Origin of the sequence: Streptomyces sp. NPDC046716 (genome assembly GCF_040645755.1) — a bacterium.
Lineage (GTDB): Bacteria > Actinomycetota > Actinomycetes > Streptomycetales > Streptomycetaceae > Streptomyces.
The window spans coordinates 1-17,277 of sequence record NZ_JBEYYU010000052.1 but is presented as its reverse complement, the minus strand read 5'-3'; the positions used below and the strand labels follow the sequence as shown (position 1 = coordinate 17,277).

General features: G+C 70.0%; 17 protein-coding genes and 4 pseudogenes. 9 read left to right on the top strand and 12 right to left on the bottom strand.

Going from position 1 to position 17,277, the window contains the following annotated elements; genetic code table 11:
- Window positions 1–38 precede the first annotated feature (38 nt).
- Window positions 39–221 carry a hypothetical protein gene (locus ABZ930_RS31015; protein ID WP_361555047.1) on the bottom strand — a complete coding sequence of 61 codons (183 nt, stop codon included), beginning with the start codon at window positions 219–221 and terminating at the stop codon, window positions 39–41.
- A 536-nt stretch (window positions 222–757) separates the two neighbouring features.
- Between ABZ930_RS31015 and ABZ930_RS31010 the strand changes: the two genes are divergently transcribed.
- Window positions 758–1,873 (top strand): hypothetical protein, encoded by a 1,116-nt coding sequence (locus tag ABZ930_RS31010; RefSeq protein ID WP_361555044.1) that lies wholly within the window; start codon window positions 758–760, stop codon window positions 1,871–1,873.
- A gap of 326 nt (window positions 1,874–2,199) precedes the next feature.
- A pseudogene (locus ABZ930_RS31005) lies at window positions 2,200–3,236 on the top strand (IS630 family transposase).
- Window positions 3,237–3,373: 137 nt separating this feature from the next.
- On the opposite strand, the gene ABZ930_RS31000 reads toward ABZ930_RS31005, so the two are convergent.
- Complete coding sequence (locus ABZ930_RS31000) at window positions 3,374–3,433, bottom strand: hypothetical protein (protein ID WP_361555161.1); 60 nt, start codon at window positions 3,431–3,433, stop codon at window positions 3,374–3,376.
- A 108-nt stretch (window positions 3,434–3,541) separates the two neighbouring features.
- Entirely contained in the window at window positions 3,542–3,649 is a 108-nt protein-coding gene (locus tag ABZ930_RS30995) for a hypothetical protein (RefSeq protein WP_361555041.1), read from the bottom strand.
- Between the two features lie 274 nt (window positions 3,650–3,923).
- Between ABZ930_RS30995 and ABZ930_RS30990 the strand changes: the two genes are divergently transcribed.
- The 3 genes from ABZ930_RS30990 (at window position 3,924) to ABZ930_RS30980 (ending at window position 5,311) form a co-directional block, all read left to right on the top strand.
- Entirely contained in the window at window positions 3,924–4,124 is a 201-nt protein-coding gene (locus ABZ930_RS30990; protein ID WP_361555038.1) for an SCO3870 family protein, read from the top strand.
- A gap of 372 nt (window positions 4,125–4,496) precedes the next feature.
- Window positions 4,497–4,991: a hypothetical protein gene (locus ABZ930_RS30985; RefSeq protein WP_361555035.1), complete on the top strand. Its 495-nt coding sequence runs from the start codon at window positions 4,497–4,499 to the stop codon at window positions 4,989–4,991.
- Between the two features lie 2 nt (window positions 4,992–4,993).
- Window positions 4,994–5,311 (top strand): hypothetical protein, encoded by a 318-nt coding sequence (locus ABZ930_RS30980; protein WP_361555032.1) that lies wholly within the window; start codon window positions 4,994–4,996, stop codon window positions 5,309–5,311.
- Window positions 5,312–5,696: 385 nt separating this feature from the next.
- Here ABZ930_RS30980 and ABZ930_RS30975 read toward each other — a convergent pair whose 3' ends face one another.
- The 4 genes and pseudogenes from ABZ930_RS30975 to ABZ930_RS30960 form a co-directional block, all read right to left on the bottom strand.
- Window positions 5,697–6,638 carry a TniQ family protein gene (locus ABZ930_RS30975; protein WP_361555029.1) on the bottom strand — a complete coding sequence of 314 codons (942 nt, stop codon included), beginning with the start codon at window positions 6,636–6,638 and terminating at the stop codon, window positions 5,697–5,699.
- Window positions 6,635–6,994 (bottom strand): annotated as a pseudogene (locus ABZ930_RS30970) (ATP/GTP-binding protein); the annotation flags it as partial. The pseudogene ABZ930_RS30970 and the gene ABZ930_RS30975, both read right to left, overlap by 4 nt.
- A gap of 249 nt (window positions 6,995–7,243) precedes the next feature.
- On the bottom strand, window positions 7,244–8,038 hold the full coding sequence (locus ABZ930_RS30965) for a hypothetical protein (RefSeq protein ID WP_361555026.1): 795 nt from the start codon (window positions 8,036–8,038) through the stop codon (window positions 7,244–7,246).
- A 115-nt stretch (window positions 8,039–8,153) separates the two neighbouring features.
- On the bottom strand, window positions 8,154–8,582 hold the full coding sequence (locus ABZ930_RS30960) for a hypothetical protein (RefSeq protein ID WP_361555023.1): 429 nt from the start codon (window positions 8,580–8,582) through the stop codon (window positions 8,154–8,156).
- 257 nt (window positions 8,583–8,839) lie between these two features.
- On the opposite strand from ABZ930_RS30960, the gene ABZ930_RS30955 reads away from it, so the two are divergent.
- Entirely contained in the window at window positions 8,840–9,325 is a 486-nt protein-coding gene (locus ABZ930_RS30955; protein ID WP_361555020.1) for a hypothetical protein, read from the top strand.
- Window positions 9,326–9,827: 502 nt separating this feature from the next.
- Here the strand turns inward: ABZ930_RS30955 and ABZ930_RS30950 are convergent.
- From ABZ930_RS30950 to ABZ930_RS30935, 4 genes are all read right to left on the bottom strand, one after another.
- Window positions 9,828–10,055: a hypothetical protein gene (locus ABZ930_RS30950; protein WP_361555017.1), complete on the bottom strand. Its 228-nt coding sequence runs from the start codon at window positions 10,053–10,055 to the stop codon at window positions 9,828–9,830.
- Between the two features lie 120 nt (window positions 10,056–10,175).
- Complete coding sequence (locus ABZ930_RS30945) at window positions 10,176–11,348, bottom strand: hypothetical protein (protein WP_361555014.1); 1,173 nt, start codon at window positions 11,346–11,348, stop codon at window positions 10,176–10,178.
- Window positions 11,349–11,550: 202 nt separating this feature from the next.
- Window positions 11,551–12,201 carry a hypothetical protein gene (locus ABZ930_RS30940; RefSeq protein ID WP_361555011.1) on the bottom strand — a complete coding sequence of 217 codons (651 nt, stop codon included), beginning with the start codon at window positions 12,199–12,201 and terminating at the stop codon, window positions 11,551–11,553.
- Between the two features lie 160 nt (window positions 12,202–12,361).
- Window positions 12,362–13,831, bottom strand: coding sequence for a hypothetical protein (locus ABZ930_RS30935; protein WP_361555008.1), 1,470 nt, complete (start codon window positions 13,829–13,831; stop codon window positions 12,362–12,364).
- Window positions 13,832–14,405: 574 nt separating this feature from the next.
- On the opposite strand from ABZ930_RS30935, the pseudogene ABZ930_RS30930 reads away from it, so the two are divergent.
- The 3 genes and pseudogenes from ABZ930_RS30930 to ABZ930_RS30920 form a co-directional block, all read left to right on the top strand.
- Window positions 14,406–14,930, top strand: a pseudogene (locus tag ABZ930_RS30930) (DEAD/DEAH box helicase family protein); the annotation flags it as partial.
- Window positions 14,931–15,190: 260 nt separating this feature from the next.
- Entirely contained in the window at window positions 15,191–16,240 is a 1,050-nt protein-coding gene (locus tag ABZ930_RS30925) for a helicase-related protein (RefSeq protein ID WP_361555005.1), read from the top strand.
- On the top strand, window positions 16,237–16,905 hold the full coding sequence (locus tag ABZ930_RS30920) for a type III restriction endonuclease subunit R (RefSeq protein WP_361555002.1): 669 nt from the start codon (window positions 16,237–16,239) through the stop codon (window positions 16,903–16,905). The genes ABZ930_RS30925 and ABZ930_RS30920 overlap by 4 nt, the downstream gene beginning before the upstream one ends.
- A 287-nt stretch (window positions 16,906–17,192) precedes the next feature.
- Here the strand turns inward: ABZ930_RS30920 and ABZ930_RS30915 are convergent.
- Window positions 17,193–17,277, bottom strand: a pseudogene (locus tag ABZ930_RS30915) (spermidine synthase-like protein); the annotation flags it as partial.

Below are 17,277 nucleotides of genomic sequence, written 5' to 3'. Positions count from 1 at the left end.
CGAAGCGGCCTTCGATCGACTGCGGAGAGCGGCCCTCGTCAGAGGTTGTCCAGCGCCTCGGCGGCGAGGGTGCCGTGGGTGAGGGTGTAGTGGTGCTGGTGACCGTTGACCCAGCGCGTGATCGTGGTGCTGGTCGCCAGGGTGGTCTCGTAGCGGACCGGCGCAGCAGCGTGAAATGCCGTACCTGGGGCGGGCTGGCCGCCCGGCGGTGGAGCAGCCACGCCGCTGCGGATGCCGTGATCAGCAGTGCCTCGAGCAGCCCCTGGCCCACAGTGATGCCGAACAGGTCCAGGTCCTTGTCGAGGACGAGGGAGACGAAAAGGGGGCATGGCGGTTCACTCTTGCGAGAGGACGGGTACGGTCCGGCGGACTGACGGGCCGGGCCGACTCTCAAGATCCCGGGTGCTAAGCGTGTATCCAAAAGTCCTGCGCGTAACGGCAGTGAGACTTAGCGCTACAGTTGGCCCCTTAGCGTCGTGTTTTGCCCGGCTGTGCGTGGTGGTTGGCCCGTCTCAGCGGCAGGTGTTCGTTCTCACTGAAGGTGTCTCGTTCTCCTCGAAGTTGTCGCGGTGGTGCTGCAGGTGGGACGGCTGCCGAGTCGGCGCGGAATCCGGTGGTGAGGACAAGCCCGAAGCTTCGCGGCGCGGCCTGCCGATCAGGCGGCCGGTCACCGGATCGAGATGACCAAGAGTCCGGAAGGTGCCCTTCCGCGACGCTGAGCTGCGAGGATGGCGCGATGGTGAGGCTGAGAAGGCACGTGTTCACAGTCGCCGCGGCGGTCGTGAGCGTCACGTCCCTGGCGTTGACCGCGTGTACGCAGAGCGACTCCGAGGTCGGCAGCGGCGACCGCGAGGCGGCGTACAAGCGTGTCATCAAGGACCCGCACCCGAGTGCTGACGCCGTCATCGAGGCGGCCGGCGCACCGGCCGGGGTGGCGCGGGCGGGCGACGGCTCCCTGCTGCTGTCGTACAACGCGCGCTACATCGGGGACGACGAGGGCCCGGCGGCCGCCGCCTGGCGGATCGTCTCGCCGGCCGGCCGCACGGTCGCGCAGCAGGCGTGGCACGCGAACGTGGAGGATCAGCCGGACCAGTTCATCGGCGTGCGCGACGGCTTCGTCCGCTGGCACCGCAGCAGCAGGGGCGCGGAGAGCGCGTACGCGCTCGACGTACGCGGTAAGCGGCACAAGGTCACCACGTCGGACCGCGCGCTGGGCACCCGCCCCGGCGACATCGTCCTCCACGAGGGGATGCCGGCTCGCTTCTACCGCCCCGCCAACCGCACCGTGGCGGCCCCGGCCGGTGCACCGGAATACGTAGACTTCGCGCTGGACGAGCGCGGCTCGGTCTGGTTCGTGGACCAGTCGCGGATGCCCAACCGCGTCGTGCAGCAACGCGACGGCCGCACCCTCACCTCCATACCGATGCCCAAGCCGTACACCAGCGGCGGCGCCGTCACCGCGGCGGGCGGCACGACGGCGTTGGCCTTGCTCCGCGGCGGCCCCAACGGCACGGTCCGAGGCCTGATGGTGACCGCGGACGACGGCGCGCACTGGCGCAACCTCACCGGGGGCGGCATCCCCTGGCAGGACCTCAAGCGCGATGTGGTGTTCCTGGTACTGCGGGCGCTGCCGGACGGGCGGCTGCTCGTCGGCGAGAGGGAGGGCCGCTACTGGCTCGCCGACGACCGCTCGAACCGGGCCTTTCACCAGGTCAAGACCCCGGTGCCGTTCACCTCGTTCACCGTCCAGGGCAAGACGCTGTACGGCATCGCGGACGCGACGACGGCGACGTACGACCTGGTGAAGGGCGAGGGGCTGTACGCCTCGGACGACGGCGGGCGCACGTGGCGGCGGCAGGGGAAGCGCGGCTGACTTGTCGGGGCGTTGTTAGGTTGGCCCGATGATGGCCGACATCCGTTCTCAGTAAAGGTTGAGGGTTCTCGCTGACCTTTGTCGGCGCCACCGCGCGCCATCCCGTTCCAGTTCACAAGAACACACGGCAGGTCACAGCCCTCACCGCTATTTTGTGGGCCAACCGAAACGCTCAGCCGGGCCAGCCACAGCACTCAGGGGCCAACTGAAGCGCTCAGTCACAGGCAGTCGAGGCTGCTTGCTGCGCGAGGCGTTGACATGGCCCTCGCCCGGCGTTCGATCGAAGTGTCAGCATCGTCCGTCCACCCGGCGAGGTTGTGGTCAGTGTGCACCCGCCCACCGTGTTCGCCAACGCCTCCGGCCGTGAGTGCGAGAGGTTGCGCGGCCTGCTGCGCGGTCCTGGCCGCTCGATGGTTCGGGCGGTGATGGTGCTGCTGCCCCTGCATGGCCTGCCTCCCGCGGAGATTTCCTCGCCGTTGGGGTACGACCCGGCCACGGTGCGGCGGTGGATCGACCGCTTCAACGCCCATGGTGTGGCCGGCCTGGAGGACCGGCCCCGCAGCGGACGGCCGCGGCTGGGTGGGCGCCGGCTGACTGGGCGGATTGCCGCACTGCTGGAGCGACCCTGGCCGTGGACGGTGTGTCGGCTGCACCACCACCTGGGCCGACCAAAGGTCAGCAGCCGCACCCTGTACCGGCGCCTGCGCGAAGTGGCCGTGTGGCGGCGGCCGAAGCTGATATCGCCCGCGGTGATCCACACCGGGACGCCATCCTGGCCGCCCTGCGCCGCCGCATGGCACTGCTTCCCGTCGGCGCGAAGGTCTTCACCGCCGATGAAACGCATGTGCACCTGCTGCCCCACGTCCGTGCCCGCTGGACCCTGCCCGGCCACCGCCCCGAAGCCCTCACCCCGGGCAGGAATCGCCAGGTCACCGTGCTGGGTGCGCTGGAGGTGACCTCCGGCACCTTCTTCTACCGACTCGGGCGCCGCTGTGCGGCCGACTTCCTCGCCCGGCTTCAGCAGCTCCTGGCCGCCTATCCCGATGCCCCGGCCCTCGCCATCGTGTGTGACAACGACCAGATCCACCACGCCCGCGCGGTCCGCGACTTCATCGCCGACCACCCCGGCGTGCACCTGTGGTTCAGCGCCCGCTACAGCCCGCCCGACAACCCGACCGAACGGATCTGGGCCGCCCTGAAGACCTTCATCGCGAACACCGCAGTGTCCTGGCCCGGCCGCAAACGACAGATCCATGCCTTCTTCCGCAGCCGATCACCGGATCACAACCTGGCCACCGCCGCACCCTGGACAAGCCCCTGGTTCCCCACGAGATACCGACAGGACTTCTGGAAAGCCGCTTAGTCGCGCAACCTCCGTCGGATCTGCTTCAACTGCCCTGCCCGGGATCATTGTTGACCGGGCGGCCACACCCCCTTCTTCCACAACTCCACGGCAGGCTCAACGCGCTTTAGGGCCCGGCGGGCGGGTGACTGCCAAGATCAGCCATGCCGGTGCATCAGCCTGGCGACCGCCGCCGGCAAGACGTCCAGATTGAAGATGGAGGCGATCAGTACCCGGATTCTCGCCAGCGTCCAGGGCCGATCCTCCCAGCCAAGCTCGGCCGGGCCGGCCGAGCCTTTGACCAGATCCTTCTCCAGCTCGGTGAACTAGTCGTAGCTCAGCCTGGGCAGCTTCGGCGGGCCGACGGACGCCAGGGCGGCCGTCCCGCCCTGGCGCCATGCCCGCCGCCAACGCTCCACCGACCGCACACTCACCCGCAGATCCTTCGCGATCGCCGCACTCTTCTAGGCCCGCGCGAACCGACCGGCCTCAAGCCGGATCCGTTCACCAAAAACGCTGCCGCTCGGCGGTCAGCCCACCGCCCTGTGCGTACCGCATACCACCGGCCTACCCCAGGAATCACCACCCGTCAGCCACTACTACAACACCCCGAAAAGGTCAGCAGGTAGATCTTCGTCCGCGCCCTGAGAGCACGATGCATGTAGCCTCGATTGTGATCAGTCGTCTCTTGGCTTGGGGGAAGTACCAATGACGAAGGGCCCGTTCGTCGCCATGGCCGCCGCGACAGCCACGCTTGGGACTGCTCTTGGTGCCCTTGCGCTCCAGCTGCGCGCAGAGGGCTACGAGCAGTACGTCGAATCCGTAGCCACCTTCAGTGTCCTGATGTTCGTCACGGCAGTTCTGACCGTGGTGACGTGGGTTCGTGACGGTCGACCACGCGCGAACTGACTGCGCGGCCGTGCCCCATCCGTGCCCGATCGACCGGGAACTCACGGGGAATTGCGGTCCCCCACAGGTCGTCAGCAAGATGAAGGCCCCGACCGATTTAGCTGGTCAGGGGCCTTCATCCTGCGCGGTGGGTGTGGGATTTGAACCCACGGTGACTCTCGCCACGACGGTTTTCAAGATTCACGGTGGGCTTTGCTGCACCGCGTAGCAGCGCCTTCTTTTCAGGGTGGGGGTCCTGGCGCGGCGTCACGGTGCCACACGGCGTGCTGGGGCCGCGGCCCGGTAAGGGCCCCCTCCAGGGTCCCTGAGCCCCGTGTCACCGCGTGGCCTCGCGTGTCTTACCAGGACCCCCACCCTGAAAGGCGCCACCCCATGCCCGCGACCCTCTGCGCTCAGGCACGCCCTGACTCTCACCAGCCTGGCGAGACCTGCCGCTACGCGGCAGACCTCCGCCCCGGCGACCAGGTCGCCGTCATCACCGGCATCTTCATGACCGTCTACAGCGCCTGCCCCGCCGACGGCCCGAACATGATCGACCTGCACTACGACGCCACCGGCCGACGACCGGCCCTGGCCACCCAAATCCACGCGCACACCCTCGCGTCCGTCATCCCCGCCGACGGCCTCACCACCCAGGAGCAGTACCACCAGGACCAGAGGCCCACCGTCGTGAAGCTCCTCAATCTCCCCGACTGCGTCTGCTCCTGGACCTACATCGACACCCCCTGCTGCGCCCGCCCGGCCTTCGCGGTCACCGGGTTCGACAAGGTCGAGCGGCTGGCGTGCCTGGAGCACGCCGGGCACGTCCTGGCCGAGGTCACCGGCCCCGACCAGGCCGCCAGCGTCATCGAGTACGAGGGCGAGTGACCATGGACGTCATCACCTGCGCGCCCTGCGACGGCGCCGCAACCTACCGCGCCCGTGCCGATCGCTGGTTCGTCTGCCCGGCCGGTCACGAACTCGCCTCCAGGGACGTCGACTTGGACGCCATGACCACCTGGGCGGTCGATGCCACCGGCTACGTCGTCTGTCCCTCCGAATCCCTCCAGGTCATCTCCGACGCCCTCACCGGCCTTGACGAGTCCGACTACAGCCACGACCCGGTCTACGCGGCCCGTAAGGCCCTTGATACGGCCTACAGCGCCTGTCCGGACTACATCACCGCATACGACTGCGGCCTCGCCTGACAGATGCTCATACTGCCCTCAGGGCCGGAGCCGTCGGAGGCTCCCTCCCCGGACCCCGGAGCGCGCCCAAGAGCCGCCCGCCGAGCTCTGACCCGGCAGGCGGCTCCGCCGTGCTGCGCCACCGGCCAGATCCGCATGAATGTCCGATGGAGAGCGCGCCGCGGCTGCTGGCCGGGCGCCCGGGGGCCGCAGAGCGCCGGTCTGGCCGCTGTGGTGTTCATCGTGGCTGTGGCCTGTGATTGTTCAACGCAATTGGGCGGTGTTGCTCATGCTTGGGGGTGATCCGGCGGCTCGTAGTGGACGGTTCAGGGGGTGAACTGCGCTTTTGCGTTGTGCAGTGGGTTGGTTGTGGGGCTGCTTTTTGTGCAGGTTGATTGGCGCGTGTTCAGCGCAGGCGTTGCCAGAGCAGGTCGTGGTCGGCGGGGGCGAGGCGGTGCAGGTGGAGTCGGTGGGCGAGGTGGTGGAGGAAGACGGTTTCGTGTGTGTGGGTGAGGGGGTGTGGGGGCAGCTGGTCGAGGGTTTTGGCGAGGGTGAGGGTTTCTGGGTAGGTGATCAGGTTCCGGCAGGTCAGGGTGGGGGAGGCCGGGGTGTGGGGGATATGGGGGTTGGCGTCGAGGAGTGTTTCGAGGCGTTGTCGCCAGCGTTGGTGCAGATGCTGGCGGTGGTCGTACCAGCGTGTGGTGATGGCCGTTGCCCAGCTCATGGAGGCCGGTGAGGCGCGGTGGGCGCGGCGGTGGGTGTGGATGATTTCGGGGGCTGGGCGGGTGTCGAGAGGCGCCGGGAGGCGGGGGTCACCGGCAGCTTGCTGGTGGCGGATGCAGATGATGAGGCGGGGACTGCCGGGGGCGGGGTGGGTCCATGCGGGAGGGGCTGCGGTGCGGCTGCGCGTGCGGTGCGCGGTGCAGGAGGTGCAGGCGGGCAGCGGCTGCAGGGCAGGGTCGAGTGCCTGCCAGCGGGCGTGGGCGCGGGGGTGGGGGCCGTCGGCAAGCGATGGTGGGGGCGGGTGCAGGCCGGGCAGGGCGTAGGCGAGGTGGGCCTGGGGGATCTGGGTGAAGCAGGACAGGCGGCGGACGGCCTCGTGGTTGAGGTGAAGTTCGGCTGTGGGCGGCTGCTGCTGGCTGCCGGTGACGGTGATGTGGTGGCCGTCCAGGAGCTGGGCGGTGGTGAGGTGGTAGGCGGCGGCGAGGCGGGCGAGGTAGGAGGCGGTGGTCTCGCCGGGCAGGGGCCTGACGCACAGTACTCCGGGCGGGCACGGCCATTGCGGCCGCGCTCGTGGGGGAGGCGGTGCAACGGCTGCCAGGACGGGGGATGCTGGAGGGGCGGTCACCGGGTGCTGGGCCGGGGCCGGCGGGCGGGGGAGCGGGGCCGGTAGTGCTCCTGGGCCGGGTGGTCCAGCGTGATGGAGTCCAGCAGCGTCTTGGTGAAGCGTTCGTGGCCGTCACTGATGGCTTCGATGGCGGCCTGGCGGATGAGGCGGGAGAGGCTGCCGATGCGTCCGGCGGTCCGCTCGTGCAGGTAGGGGGCCAGCCGCGGCAGGCTGCCCGGGCGGTGGTGGTGCAGGTCGAGTGCGTTTTCCAGGGCGGCGATCAGTTCGCGGAACGGCTCGCGTTCGCCGGTGCGGGCGGGCAGGGCCGCGCAGTCGATCAGTGAGGCCCGTCCGGCCAGCTGCGCCCCGCGAACTCCGCCTCCACCGCGTCCGGCCGCGGCAGGCCACGTACGCCGGACACGCCGTCGGGTAAGCCGGGCTGTGCACCGGCTGGATGACTGTCGGCGATCACGCACTCCACACAACGTCATGACGGCCGCGCCGCGCAGGCAAACCGGCCGGTAGCCCACGACTACGCTGCCTCCCGGGCACGTTGGAGAGGCAGGGGCCAGGATGCCGCCCGGTGGCGCCCATGTCAGTGCGGACTTCTGCACTGCCTTTCGGGTTCAGTGCCGCAACCCCTCCAGCAGCTCGGCCAGTTCCCGGACGGGCAGGCGTGACCACGCGGCGACGTCCTCCAGCGCCACCCCGGCGGCGACGGCCGCCGCCGCGGTCTCCAGCACCACCTGGTCGACCAGGTCGGCACTGCGGCTGAGGCGCTCCAGCAGGCTGCGGGCCACATCGGCGGTGGTCCCGCTGTGCCCGCCGCGCACCCCGGCCAGCTGCTCACAGGCCTCCTCGGTCAACTGCGTGATGCGCGAGCGCTGTTCGGCGGGCACGGCGGCCAGCCACCGGGTGCCCGAGCCGCCCGCCCGCGCCTCGGCCGCCAGGACACGCAGCCCGCCCGCCATCGTGGCAGGCTGCTGCTCCCGCTCCACGAACCACGGATCGTTCCGCCAGCCCTCAGGACTGCGCCCGCGGCGGGCGCGCACGACCGCGCCCGTCCAGCTGTGCAGCGGGCTCGGGCGATCGTGCGCGAGCAGAGGCCCCAGCCAGGCGCGGCCCACCCGCTCACCCACCTGCCGGCACAGCGCGTCGTCCGCGCGCCGCATCCTGGCGTGCATGGCGCCGCTCGCCTGCCAGGCCGCCTCTGCCGTCGCCGGCTCCAGCAGCATCTGCGCCACGGTCACCACCTCCGGGTAGATCGCCGCGTCCCGGCCCGTGATCCGCCACCACACAAACCGGGCCCCGGCGTCACCGCCCGCCAGCCGGTGCAGACGCCGCGGCCAGATCTCCTCCCGCTCCCAGTGCAGGGCCTCCTCCCACCAGTGGGCCACCACCGCATGCGCCAGCGCGAACACCGCCCGGCCCTCCACCCCGGCCCGCGCCGCGCGCCGCGCGACGCCCGGCCACCACCTCCGGCACCGGCCGCAGGTCCAGGTGTTCCAGCGGCTGGTCGGCGTCCGCGTCCATCAGTCACCGTCCGTGCCGCGGGCACACCCGCTGCCACCGCGGCAGATACCGCACCGCCCGCACCGCCTCGCCGGTGCGCCGCGCGGTGCACGGCCGGCAGGCGAACGCCGCGTCTCCCGCCACGGTGCCCGCCGTCCGCCACCGCGCCTGCGCCCGGTGGGCCTCGCGCCCGCTGCTGATCCTGGGATCGTCCACGGCCAGGGCGGGCAGCGCGCAGGCCAGCACCGCCGGCTCCACCGCGCACAGCCCGGCGAGCACATCCCGCCCGGCCGCGTTCAGGACAAGCTCCGCATCGCCCCGCACGCCGCCGCCGTCCTTGCGGGCGGGGGTGCCGCGGCGCGTCCACAGCCGCAGCACCCCCGAGACCGGCAGGCCGAAGCGGGCCGCAGCCCGGCCGATCAGCGACGTGGTCAGCTCACCCGCCAAAGGCACTGTCCGTAACGCTCCTGCGGCCACCGCTCCTCCTGCTCAGTGCCCCTGCCGTCCCTGCTCGGCGCAGGGCGTCAACGTCGGGGGCTGCGGCCTCATCATGTCCTGCCACACGCCATAGCCTGGATCGAAAAGATCGTCGTCTGCGCGGTCGGGGACCCGGCGCCGGGAAACTGGGAAGCTGGCGTGCTCGCCGGTGGACGTGCACGCAGGAGGACCGTTCCTCGTTCAGCCACTCCGCCCGCATCTAGGATGTGCCGGTGACCGATCCGATGGTGCTCATTGATGCCGAGGCGTTCCCGCTCACCGTACGCGTGGGACCGGAGCTGATGCTGATGCAGCCCGTCGCACGTGACGCGGTCACAGGACTCGACGCCGCCTACACCGAGGCCGCCCTGGACTTCACCACCGGCATTCAGGCCACGGGCACCACCATCGACGCTCGCTGGAAGGTCGCCCCCGACCACCAGCACGTGGTGCTCCAACTGCTGGGCCGCGCGCCCGTCCGCTTCGAGCTCGGAGTCCGCTACGCCCTGGACACCGACCGGGAACGGCAGATGTTCATCGACATCGCCGCCGACGCTGGCCGTGTCTCCCTGTGGATCTACCCCGACAAGGAAGACGTCGCCCGCGCAGCCGTCGCGCTGCAGAAGGGGGATGACCTCTTCGGACACCTGGGCGTCGGTGTCGAAAGCGACCTGCACTGCCGCACCCTGCACCGCCTCGGCCGCTCACCGCGCCTCTGACCGTCCTTGCCCCGAGTCCCTCACATCCGGCGTTGGGCTCACAGACTTTTCGGAGTCATCGCGAGAAGTTTCCGCACAGAATTTTTGCCGGAGTACCGAGGGCTGGAATCATCAACGTCGATTCCGTAGCGGCAAATTACCTGCACTGCAGAATATTTTGATCGAGCCGCGCATGTGTGAGTGAACTGGTTTCCAATTTCGTGGATTGCAGAGTCGAAAGATTGGGGTTCATTTGAATTGGGCGACTACGTCCGTCGAATCGTCCCGTCGATCGTGCGAAATCTATCCGAAAAAATCTGCGCTGCGGCAGTGGAAAAATTTCTGCTGCAGCGCCTAGAATGACTGTGCCGGTGAATCATTCATGATTCACCGGCACAGTCTCGGTTTCGCTTCACCTTCCGGGAGTCTGTGTCTGTGGAGACGTCTTCCAGACTTCCGGCATGGCCGAGACGGTCGCAGGGTCTGGTTCCACGGGCAAGGTGGTCCCGGGTTCTGCGGCCCCCTAGAGGCTGTTGATCAGCGGAAACGCGTGATCCTGCATCCATGTCCACGACTCGTGGAGATACGGGATCCCGTAGTGTCCGATCATCAGCACCCAGTACGTCATCTCCACCGCGTGCCGAAGCCTGCGGGGTCGACGTGGCGCCGGGTCCGGCGTGCCGGCCGGCTCCTCGACGGGGGGATCATCGTGCGTCTCGGCCGACTCGGAAATTTCTTCTTCGTCGGCCATGTGCGCGCCCTCTCTTTTGTTGTCGGCGTTTCCGCCTCGCGGCATGGAGTTTAGCGGTAAAGGCGTGACCGGTGCGGACGAGGCAAGATCCAATAAGGAATATGCGGCGTGGGCGGCGGTTTATCGGAGGTCGTTTTGTCCTCGCGCGTTCCTTTCTTGATGTGAAGTGCGCCACAGTGGGCGAGAGGGGCTGGAGTCAGGCGCCCCCAATTGAGTGCCCAGTGCACGAATTACCTGCCCGGGTGAATTCCGGCCAGAGAGCGAGGCCGTGGGAAGTCGGTGCGGGCACCCCTCGAAGAGCCCGCCTGCGGTGCGGCCCGCAGCACGGGCCCGCTCCACGTGCTGGCGCCCCAGACGCAGCAACCGGTGGGAGAGCGAGTCGCCGGCCCGGTGCGGATCGGGCTCACCGGCCAGGGCCGCCGCCTCCTGCCAGGACAGAGCCGGGTTACGGGCATAGGCCTCGGCGATGCGGCTCTCCCGCGGCGAGAGCCCGGCCATCACCTGCAGCACGCACGGGTCGCCGCTCACCTCCAGCGCGTCCAGCGCACGGGCCTCGACATCCGCCCCGGACACGAGCGTGTCCGCCAACGTTCCGACGAACTCCCCTCCATGAAAGCGGGGTTCGCTCAGCAGCCCCACCAGGCGATGGTTCAGCTGCCGTTCCCAGGTCCCGCGCCACTGCCGCACGGCGCTGCGCAGGCGCTTCTTGAAGTAGGTCACGGGCTCGTCGTCGGGACCGGGCGGCGTCCACCCCTCGTCCAGCAGCACCGTGGCAGCCGCCTCCCGCCACACGTCCGTGCGAGGCGTTCTGATCGTCTCCAGCCACTCGTCCGCACCCGTCGGACCGGAGAGGATCACGCGCGAGCGGGCGCTCTCCAGCTGCGCCCGCAGCACATCTGCGTGCGCCCGCGGAGCATCTGCGCGCTCCGCGCCCCCACGGCAGGAGTCCAGCAGCGCCAGGCTCTCCCACGCCGGATCGAGCCCGGAGGTGACCGACGCCAGCCAGGACGCCGCCGGCCCGACGGGAAAGGAAGGGGGCACGACGCCGTGGCCCAGAAACTGCACCACCACGACCGGGCCCGTCGACAGCTGCTCGCTGACGCGCCGCATCAGATCGCGGCGGTCGAGGGACACGCCTCCCATGTACAGCGGTTCCGGGACGACCGGTACTGTTGTGAACAGGGCGCGGGCCGCGGCCAGGGGAGTGCCCTGGTCGTCGACCGGCTGCACATACACGACCGGCGCACCGGTGCTACCGTCAGCCGAAGCCTCCGGCGGATCAGGGATGTTCATGCTCTCTCCATTGGAAAGTAGAGGTCTCACCCTCTAGCTGCGCCGGACAGCCTCCATCGGAAAAAACTTCTCCACCCACCCCCCTTGCCGCAGCACGCCCCACGACGCGCGCGCAGGGCGCACGCCCCCGAGCGCACCCCGCGCCCCTCGCGCACCGCTCAGCAGGCCGCCGAAGCGGACACCGATCTCACTCCGGCCGCGCTCACCGCTCAGCGGACACCGGCAGCGCACCTACGACCGCACACCAACGTTCTGCGTCCCCCCGGGGCCCGCCACCCTTGCGCGCACCTTCCGGTCCGAGCCGTAGGGTGCGCGCATGGCCCGTTCCTGGACGCGACTGCATGAACATCTCGGCGTGCCGCCCGGCCCGTTCACCTTCGACATGGTCAAGAAGGCTGCCGAGACTCACCTCGCCGAGTCCGACGACCTGGACTGGAAAGAACACCTGCCTCAGCTCCAGCAGATTGACGCGGAAGTTGCCAAGACTCTCCGCATGTTCGCTCGGAGTACTCCAGCTTGCCGGGCCGCCGCGGTCCAGGAAGGTCAGCAACTGCCCGAGCTTGTACTCAATACGCTCGTCGCGCGGCCAGTCGTGCACTACGAGTTCCGCACTGAAGATCGAGGCGAGGGCGTCCTCCACGCGCTGTCGTGCCTCCGCGACCGACGCGGACGAAGTGAGGAGCGGCTGGGGGCCTGTACGCAGCCGCTCGGTGTGCATGCCTGACCTGATGCCGACGGCGCGCAGAGCGCTGGCGAGCGCTTCGTGTGCCTGCCGGTGGAGCGGATTGAGATCGCGCAGAGCAGCCGCCGTCGCGGCAGCCAGCAGGCCTCGCTCTGACGGCATCGCTCCCATGCCGCAATCCCCCTTTGCCTGGCCGTCCGGGCGGGCGGACGTCGAGTCTGTCGCATCCGGCAAAGGGGTCCTGCTCGCCAGGGGACCGCAGGCCAGAGGGCGGGAGGATCCCCCGGCTTCATGCGCGCCTCCTCCCGCCTCACGGAACCTGCTCGAGCTCTCACCGCGTGCGGCGTCCCCGCCGCCCGCCCCGCACACGCCGGGCCAGCACCGCGCGCAGGCGCTCGTCGTGGCCGCCAGGCCGGTGCAGCGCCGGGCGGCCACGGGCGCGGTCGTAGCACTCATCCCCCGACCGGGCACGACAGGCGGGGCACGGCGTGGTGATCCAGCGACGCCGCGGTACCTTCTCCTGCAGCTCTCCCAGACGGCGGAAGTCGCTCACTTTCGCCCGCGCGGCGTTGATGAGCTCCTGCTGTGCCGGCGACGCCGTCTGCCCTTTGCGCACCGGGAGTTGACGAAGAGTGGCCAGCAGGACCCGTACATCACCGTAGTGCTCGCGATCCAGGGCGATCTGCAGCTGGGCAAGGGTCTGGGAGCGGGCCCGCGCCGGGTCACGGCCCTGCCGTGCGGGTGAGGCGCCCGCAGGCCGGTCGGGCGGCCTGCTCACGGGCTCGTCCGCACGGGCCCGCGCCAGCCGCATCCCACCGCGCTGGGCGTCGCGGCGGCTGTGCTCCGTCAGCCACTGCTGCGCCGCGTCCCGGGCCTGGGAAAGAGCGGGCTGGTGGTAGCCGCGCCGGGCCAGCACAGCGTCGCACTCGTCGAGCAGCAGCCGCATCTGGGTCAGATCCCGCGCGGCGCGCGCGGTCGCGATCTGAGCGGTCAGGCGCCGTATCTCCGGCGGCAGCTGCTTCCCCGTCGACGCTGCACGTGGGGGGCTGCTGAGGGCGGGGCGAGCGAGCGATCGACCCGGATCCAGGGCCGGGGTGGACAGTCCCGCAGCGGTGAAGGTGCAGCTGTGGATCGGATACCAGGAGGTGCCGTCGGCGGTCTGTGTGCCCAGCTCTACAAGCCGCCGGGTGCCGTCGCTGGTGCACCGCACCCGGTGCACGAAGTGCACCTGCTGCTGCACGTTCAGCGGCACCCGCAAGTTCTCCGCCAGCACCGCAGTGCGCGGATTACGCGCGAACGCAGTCCAGTCGGGAGGCGTCGCATCCGGCAGGTGGAAGGTGACCCCCGGGCCCTCGGAGACGGCGACGAGCGGGACCGCACCGCTCTGCTCGGGCAGTACGCACCGCGCGGTGCCGGTCGAACCGCGGGTGCGCAGCATGTCCTCGGCGCCGGCCCGCACATACAAGTGATCGGCGCTGGCCACGCCCCGCGCGCGGCGCCCGCACGCTTCACGATGCTCGTCGGTGTCGGCGTGGTGGGCGTAGTGACACACCCGGTCGACGTACAGCTTGGTGGTCAGCTGGCGGCCGCAGCCGCCGAGCCATGATCCGCACCAGAATGTGTGCCCGCGGTATCGGGCGCGGAAGGCGTCGAGTTCGATCGCCTCGACGGGCAGGACCAGCGGGTCGAGCGAGTCCGCTGCATCGAGCACCGCGGTCTGTATGAGCCGCCGATCGGGTAAGTCCGCGTGCACCATGTCGCCCCCTGCCGGGCGGTGCGAGAGCCGCCCATGGATCTCCATCCTGCCTCTCCCGGGGCGACGGAAAACCGCTGACATTGACGGGGCGCGAGTTGAGGTGCGCCGAAGGTTTGTGACCTGGGGTGCTGCGGGCTGAATCCCTGCGTGCGGGCTGGGCACAACCGGAGTGTCAGAGCGCTCTCACCGGTGCCGAGGCGGCTGCTCCCGGGCGCGTTCGGCGCGGGGTCGACGGGGGGAGCGGGCTTGGGCGGCATGACGGTGCCTCCATGGGCGTGGTGCGAATGGGAGCGCCGGCACGCGGGATGCGTGCGGCGCGGTGAGGTGATGGTGGCAGCGTCGGCACGGCCAGCGCGAGCCGTCTATGGCCCACCGCCCGAGGACGTACATGACGCGATCCGCGCGTGTGCACAGCTCAGCAGCCCATCACCGGACACCTGCTGGCCACCTTCCAACGGGGCCGCTGACGCGATGGAGGAGCCGCGCCCCACGGCCGTCGCCCCGGCGCGCGCCGCCGGATCCCCGCAGGGGGCGTTGCGTCGATCGACCCACCCCAGCTCTCGCATTGCGCGAGGATGGGCATCCTGTCCGCTAGGCCGTACTACCGAGAACTCACACGATGACCTCCAGCCCCACCACCCGCGAAGATCCCGCCGCACGCCTGGTCCTGCGCGCCGATCAGGAACGGGGCCTGGCCGACATCGTCCGCTACCTCCACCGCCCGGGCACCCGCGGGCACACCGTCCGCGCCTGCGGCACCGGCAAGACCCTCATGGCCCTGCGCGCCGCCGAACAGATGGGCACGCGGCACCTGGCGGTGGCCGTGCCCAACCTCGACCTTGTCGCCCAGTGGGCCGCAGCCGCCCGCGCCGACCACCGCCGCGAACCGATGATCACCGTCTCGTCGATGAACGCCGCCGCGCACCCGTCCCTGGCCGGAGCCAACATCGCCTCGACCAACGCGGGCGAATAGCTGGCCTTCTGGCTGAACAAGCACGAGACGGCGACGGTGTTCTTCACCTTCGACTCCCTGTCCAAGATCGAAGAATCCCAGCACTCCGCACTCTTCCCCGCGCCCGTGTTCGACCTGCTGGTCGTGGACGAGGCCCACGCCACCGCCGGCGCCTGGGGCAAGAACTGGACGGCGCTGCACGACAACGCACGGATCCCCGCCGCGCGCCGCCTCTACCTCACCGCCACCCCCTACGTGTGGGAGGCCCCCCGCCTGGCCGAGGCACCCACCACCCACGCGCAGCCCAAGCGCACCCCCTCCACCGCGCCCGCCTGGGACGACCCGGCCCTGCTGGCCACCATGGACCAGCCGAAAATCTTCGGCCCCCGCCTGCACACCTACACCCACGCCGACGCCATCGACGACGGCGTCCTGGCCGACTGCCAACTCTGGTGCCCACCGTCACCGACACCGACACCGACCCCGAGGACCGGCCCACCGCCCGCCGCACTACCGCCCTGCACCTGGCCGTCCTCAAAGCCATGCGCCAGCACGACCTGCGCCACGTGTTCGTCTACTTCCAGCAGATCGCTGACGCCTCCGACTTCGCCCGCCAGTTCACCCACACCCTGCGCACCCTCCCCGACGACCAACGCCCCGACTGGGCCAACGAACTGAACGTCGCCTCCATCAACGGCACCCATAGCCCCGCCCGACGCGCCGACATCCTCGCCCGCTTCACCGACGCCGAACGCGGCGTGCTGGCCAACGCCAAGGTCCTCGGCGAGGGCGTCGACCTCCCAGCCGTCGACGCCGTCGTCTTCGCCGACCGCACCGGCAGCGTCCGCCGCATCGTCCAGGCCCTGGGCCGCGCCCTGCGCAAGCCACTCACCCTGACCGCGAAGACAGCCAGCCTCGTCATCCCCGCCTACATCCCGCCCACCGCCGACCCCACCGATCTGCTCGGCACCCCCTACGAATCACTGTGGCTGGTCACCGCAGCTCTACGCCACCACGACCAGACCATTGCCGCCCGCGCCCCCCCCCGCGCCAAAAATCAGCACCCCGCCCGCGACTCCCACACCTACATCACCCGCCGCTTCCGCTTCGACCACACCCTCGACCTCACAGCCATCGCCCGCGCCCTGGACCTCATCGCCTGGCCCGCAGACGGCGCCGTCCTGTCCGCTCCCCGCCGCGCAGGCCTAGCCGCCGCCGTCCGCTACCAGGCCGAACACAGCCACCTGCGCGTCCCCGCCGACTACGAGGACGCCTTCGGCTTCCGCCTCGGTAGCTTCATCACCGGCCAGCGCACCGCCCACCGCGCCGGCGTCCTCGACGAGCCCTGGAGCGCCGAACTCGAAGCCCTCGGCATGAATCTGGGACGACCACGAAGCCGCCTGGCAGGGCCACCTGACCACCGTCGAGGACTATCACGCCGAGCACGGCCACCTCGCCATCCCCGCCCAGGCCCCCGGCGACCAATTCCTCGCCGCCCGTGAAGGCCGCCTCCCGCCTCACGCCCACCCGAGCGGGCGCGCTCACCTCCCTCGCCCCGGACTGGCAACTCCCGCACGGCCCCGACTGGCACCGCAAATACCACCTGCTGCGCGCCCACGTCGAAGCTGGCAACCACCCCAGCACCTTGACCCGTGACACCGTCATCCACGGGGTGAACGCAGGCAGCTGGCTGCGCCGCCAGTTCAGCATCTGGGCCCGACTCGCCCCCGGCCAGCGCGACATGCTCACCCGAATCGGCCTCACCCCCGACCGCATCACCCTGGACCAGGGAAGCGCGGGCAGGTCGCCCGCGACACGGCGGCGCACGTTCGCGCAGACCGCCGAAATCCTGAAGCTCTTCGTCGAGCGTTGGGAGCGCATACCCGGCGCCCGCGAGTGGATCGACGTCGACGGTGAGCGCATCATGATCGGCCCCTGGCTCGCCAAGACCCGCACCAAGTTGAACGCCGGTCAACTCCCGCACAGTCAAGCTGAGTTGCTGGAGCAGATCATCGCCGACTACAGCCTCGCCCCTAACTCTCCGACCCTGACTGAGCCCGAGAACCTGTCTTCACCCCAGCGCAAAGGACAGGAGAAGCAGAACTCGAATACTCCAAAGTTCTCAGCTCAAGGAAGCAGACAAATCGCAGGCATGATCAACGTCTAGCTATGTAAGACACATATGAAACTAGAGCCGCCCCAACTACGCCAAGATCAGATGTAATTGATCGAAGAGGAGAGTGCCCCCACGCTGCAGCCAGCAGCTTTTGAGGGGCCGCGCGGAGCGTGGACCCGGTGGGCGAGACCGCGGAGCGGGCGGAGCCCGTCAGCAACGCGGAGCGTTGCTGACTTGGCGTCACGGAGTGACGCCAACTCGCTGACGGAGTCAGCGAGTTGCTCCGGTGCGGAGCACCGGACCCGTCGCGTAGCGACGGCGCGTCGTGTCTGCGGAGCACCGAGGCGCCGGGCGTACTCGAACTCCAGGTACGCCGGGTCGTCGAGATCGACGTACGACTGGGGCGCTCCGTCGACGGTGAGC

Excerpts from the sequence above, each read along its gene's own strand:
- ABZ930_RS30990 (WP_361555038.1), top strand. The coding sequence starts at position 3,924 with ATGACGAAGGGCCCGTTCGTCGCCATGGCCGCCGCGACAGCCACGCTT.
- ABZ930_RS30950 (WP_361555017.1), bottom strand. The coding sequence starts at position 10,055 with ATGGCCGACGAAGAAGAAATTTCCGAGTCGGCCGAGACGCACGATGAT.
- ABZ930_RS30945 (WP_361555014.1), bottom strand. The coding sequence starts at position 11,348 with ATGAACATCCCTGATCCGCCGGAGGCTTCGGCTGACGGTAGCACCGGT.
- ABZ930_RS30980 (WP_361555032.1), top strand. The coding sequence starts at position 4,994 with ATGGACGTCATCACCTGCGCGCCCTGCGACGGCGCCGCAACCTACCGC.
- ABZ930_RS30935 (WP_361555008.1), bottom strand. The coding sequence starts at position 13,831 with ATGGAGATCCATGGGCGGCTCTCGCACCGCCCGGCAGGGGGCGACATG.
- ABZ930_RS30940 (WP_361555011.1), bottom strand. The coding sequence starts at position 12,201 with ATGGGAGCGATGCCGTCAGAGCGAGGCCTGCTGGCTGCCGCGACGGCG.
- ABZ930_RS30985 (WP_361555035.1), top strand. The coding sequence starts at position 4,497 with ATGCCCGCGACCCTCTGCGCTCAGGCACGCCCTGACTCTCACCAGCCT.